The sequence below is a fragment of the uncultured Nostoc sp. genome (assembly GCF_964245575.1).
Classification (GTDB): Bacteria; Cyanobacteriota; Cyanobacteriia; order Cyanobacteriales; family Nostocaceae; genus Nostoc.
Genome location: NZ_CAXTNP010000446.1, coordinates 1 through 4,278 on the forward strand (window position 1 = coordinate 1; position 4,278 = coordinate 4,278).

The window sequence follows — 4,278 nt, forward strand, 5'->3', positions numbered from 1 at the left end:
AAGATAAAGCAAATATCATTGCTTTTCATGATATTGCGAATATCAAGTATCCGGGAGTGAGAAAAGTTTGGGATGAAGTTAAGAATACTGATAAGTATAAATGTTACGAATATGTAGATCAATATCAAGATATTGAAGTTTCGTATATGGGAATTGGTTTGGCAGTGAGGAATGAAAGGATATGATAGACGAAATTAAAGGACTTTTAGAAGATGTAAAAGGTGTTCCTGGTTTTTCTAAGGAATTATCTGATTCGACTAATATTATCGAAGATGTGAAATTAGATTCACTGGAAATGATAAATTTTATGCTAAAAATTGAAAACGAATTAAAAGTAGAAATAGATTTTGAGCAACTAGAATTTTCATATTTTAGCTCAATAAAAGCATTCAGTGAATTTCTATCAAAAATGAAGCGATTAAATTAATATTGAGTGGTTAGAGTGATTAGAATGCTAAAAACTGAAAAGACAATAATTACAATTCTTGGATCGGGTGTAGCTTTAGGGGTTTACATTCCTGCCTTACTTGTTAATTATCAATTAAAACAACAAAAGCTTAATACTGAGGTTGTTGTTTTAGAAAGATACTATAAAGACGAAAGTATAGAGAAGCTAAAAAAATATAAAAAGGCTTATCATAATAACTTTTCAGTAGCTTTAATGGGTCATAAAATGACTAAAGATATTCAACCTAGCTTAGATGAAGTTTTAGTTGATAACCTTTTACAAACTTGGAACCAGGAAAATAGACTAAATTTTATTGTTTGGTCAGGATTATGGATGCCAATTCTTGAAAAATATAGAAATCAAGTTGCTCCTCAGATATTAAATCTTGATATTTGTAGAATCGATGCTGATATATCAGCCACTTTTAAAATACATGAAAACAATAGTCAGTATGATAATGAGGTATGGCTCTGGAATTGGGAACAAAAAAAACTAGTCAATGAAATTCCTGTTACAACTCAGCCTCCGGTTCCATATGCTAAACGAAACAATCGATTTGTAGTTCATGGTGGTGGATGGGGAATTGGTACGTATCAAAGTAAAATTTCTGAACTAGAAGACAGAGGCTTTTTGTTAGATATAGTTGCTTATGAAATTAAAGAAGCAACTCAAAGTAAGCCTGGAAACAGATATTTTATGGTAGACCCTGAATGGTTTCCTTGGGATAGAAATCAAAATAATGAGCATGAATTTCCTCCCTTTGGAGAGGTAACTATTTCTAATCAAAAATGCTTTAAGAATAAAAAAAGCTATCATGAATTTTATGATTTAGTTAAAGAAAGTAAGGCAATAATTAGTAAACCAGGCGGTGGAACTCTCATTGATTCTTTGGCATCTGCTACACCTATTGTTTTACTTGAGCCTTATGGCTATGCAGAACAAAGAAATGCTGAGATATGGGAGTATTTTGGTTATGGAATTTCCTACAGTAAATGGAAGAATTTGGACTACTCTGATAAAATTTTAGAAGAACTTCATCAGAATATTTTAAACAGACAAAAAACAACTATTAATTATTCTCAAAACTATGCAGAAAAAATTTCAAGTCATCTTGTTGGAAGTGTATAACAAATTATAATTACCTAAAGTATGGATATTCGCAATAAGTTCAGTGCTGAACAAGGTAAAGAGGAACTCTGGAATACATTTCGAGATGTCTTAAATTCTTCTCGTAAAAGGTCTTCGATACAACAGATCCCACGAGAGGGCAATCTGAAACTTTCCTTTGCTCAACAGCGTTTCTGGTTACTCGATCAACTGGAACCTGATAGCTCTGCTTATAACGAATATATAGCTTTTCTTCGCTTAAAAGGTTCACTTAATATAGTTGCATTAGAACAGAGTCTTAGTGAGATTACACGCAGACATGAAATTCTGCGAACCACCTTTTTGACTACCAATGGAGAACTGATTCAGAAAATCTCCCCATACACACCCTTTAAGTTACCTATAATAAACTTACAACAATTTCCTCTAGAACAGCAAAAAGCTGAAGCGCAACGACAAGCTAATGAAGAAATCCAACAACCTTTTGATTTAGAACAAGGGCCTTTGCTGCGTGTTAAGCTTTGGGATCTTAACGAAGAAGAATATATTTTCCTGATAATTATTCACCATATTATTTACGATGGTTGGTCTCAAGGTGTGTTCGTTCAGGAATTGTCAGAACTTTACAAAGCCTTCTCCAACAACAAGCCCTCACTGTTGACTGAACTCCCCATTCAATATGCCGACTTTGCCCAATGGCAACGAGAGTGGCTACAAGGCGAAATACTACAGTCTCAGATTGACTACTGGAAGCAACAGCTGAGGGGCAACCTCCCTGTACTACATCTGCCTACAGACCATTTGCAACCACCAAACCCGACTGCGCGGGGTGCATATTACTCTTGGGTTTTACCCAAAGAATTGATCGATGCACTTAAATCCTTTAGCGAGTCGCAAGATGTCACTTTGTTTATGACTCTGCTGGCAGCGTTTAAAACTTTGCTCTATCGCTATACAGGGCAAGAAGATATCCTTGTTGGATCGCCCATTGCTAACCGTAACCGACGTGAGATATCAGGGTTAATTGGGTGCTTTATCAACACTTTGGTACTGCGTACTGATTTATCGCAGAACCCAACTTTTAGTGAATTGCTAGGTCGAGTTCGCTCTGTTGCTTTGGGAGCATTTGCCCATCAAGACTTAGCTTTTGAAAAACTAGTAGAAGAACTACAGCCAGAGCGAGACTTAAGCCGATCGCCACTGTTCCAGGTGATGTTTGTGTTCCAAAATGCTCCTACATCGTCCTTGGAGCTTGAAAGCTTAACTCTGAGTCCATTGCCATTAGAAAACAAAACGACAAAGTTTAATTTAAGTTTATCTTTAGAGCAATCTCCTCAAGGGCTGATGGCGGTGTGGGAATATAATACCGATTTGTTTGATGCTAGTACTATCGATCGCATGGCAGGGCATTTTCAGATTTTACTGGAAGGTATTGTTGCTAAACCACAGCAGCGTATTTGTGAATTACCCCTACTCACGGCAGCCGAGCAACACCAATTACTGGTGGAATGGAACGATACTCAAGTAGACTATTCTCTGGATAAATGTATCCATCAGTTGTTTGAGGCACAAGTGCAGCACACCCCGGATACAGTGGCAGTGGTGTATGGAAACCAACAATTAACCTACTATCAGTTAAATTCTCGTGCTAACCAGTTGGCGCACTACTTGCAGTCCGTGGGTGTGAAAGCAGATGTGCTGGTCGGTTTGTGTGTGGAACGTTCCTTGGAAATGGTGATAGGACTGTTGGGGATTCTGAAAGCAGGTGGGGCTTATGTACCACTAGACCCCAATTATCCCCAAGAGCGTTTGAGTTATATGTTGCAGGATGCTGCTGTATCAGTGCTGTTGTGTCAACAGCAACTGCTGGAATTATTGCCCTCTCATCAAACTCATGTCATCTATTTGGACTCACAGTGGGAGATGATTAGCACTCAAAGTCAAGAAAATCCTGTTAGTGAGGTGAGTGCAAATAACTTAGCTTATGTGATTTATACTTCAGGTTCGACTGGCAAGCCAAAAGGAACTGCCATGAGGCATCATTCTTTAGTCAATTTGATCTCATGGCAGGTTGAAAATGCGATTACCGACAGTAAAGCAAAAACCCTACAATTTGCCCCTGTAAGTTTTGATGTCTCCAATCAAGAAATGTTCTCTAGTTGGTGTGTGGGTGGTACGTTAATCTTAATTTCTGAAGAGATGCGACAAGATGCATACGCTTTGTTACGGTTAATTGTAGAAGAAGAAATCGAAAGACTGTTTTTACCTGTTGTCGCATTACAGCAGTTAGCCCAAGTTGCTGATAGTTCGCCATACCATCCAACAAATCTGCGTGAAATTATTACCGCAGGCGAACAGTTGCAAATTACTCCCTCCGTTGTTAGCTTTTTCAACAAACTTCCGGGTTGTGTACTGCAAAATCACTACGGGCCATCGGAGACTCATGTAGTCACCAGTTTTACCTTAGAGGGTTCTGCAAGTGACTGGCAAGCTATGCCGCCGATTGGACGGCCGATCGCTAACACCCAAATCTACATTCTGGATGACAATCTGCAACCCGTTCCCATTGGCGTTGCGGGGGAACTTTACATTGGTGGCGCAGGAGTTGCTCGTGGTTACTGCAACTGTCCTGATTTAACACTCTTAAAATTTATTCCCGATCCCTTCCGAAGAGGCAGGGGGGCAGAGAGCAGGGAGCAGGGGGAGATGAGGGAGATGAGGGA

At 38.8% G+C, this 4,278-nt stretch carries 4 protein-coding genes; all 4 read left to right on the top strand.

Going from position 1 to position 4,278, the window contains the following annotated elements:
• The coding region (locus ACFFAP_RS36540) for a hypothetical protein (protein ID WP_375515788.1) at positions 1 to 185 on the top strand (185 nt) is incomplete at its 5' end.
• Positions 182 to 427 carry an acyl carrier protein gene (locus tag ACFFAP_RS36545; RefSeq protein WP_375515789.1) on the top strand — a complete coding sequence of 82 codons (246 nt, stop codon included), beginning with the start codon at positions 182 to 184 and terminating at the stop codon, positions 425 to 427. The genes ACFFAP_RS36540 and ACFFAP_RS36545, both read left to right, overlap by 4 nt.
• A gap of 24 nt (positions 428 to 451) precedes the next feature.
• On the top strand, positions 452 to 1,576 hold the full coding sequence (locus ACFFAP_RS36550) for a hypothetical protein (protein ID WP_375515790.1): 1,125 nt from the start codon (positions 452 to 454) through the stop codon (positions 1,574 to 1,576).
• Positions 1,577 to 1,597: 21 nt separating this feature from the next.
• On the top strand, positions 1,598 to 4,278 hold a 2,681-nt coding region (locus ACFFAP_RS36555), incomplete at its 3' end, for an amino acid adenylation domain-containing protein (protein WP_375515791.1).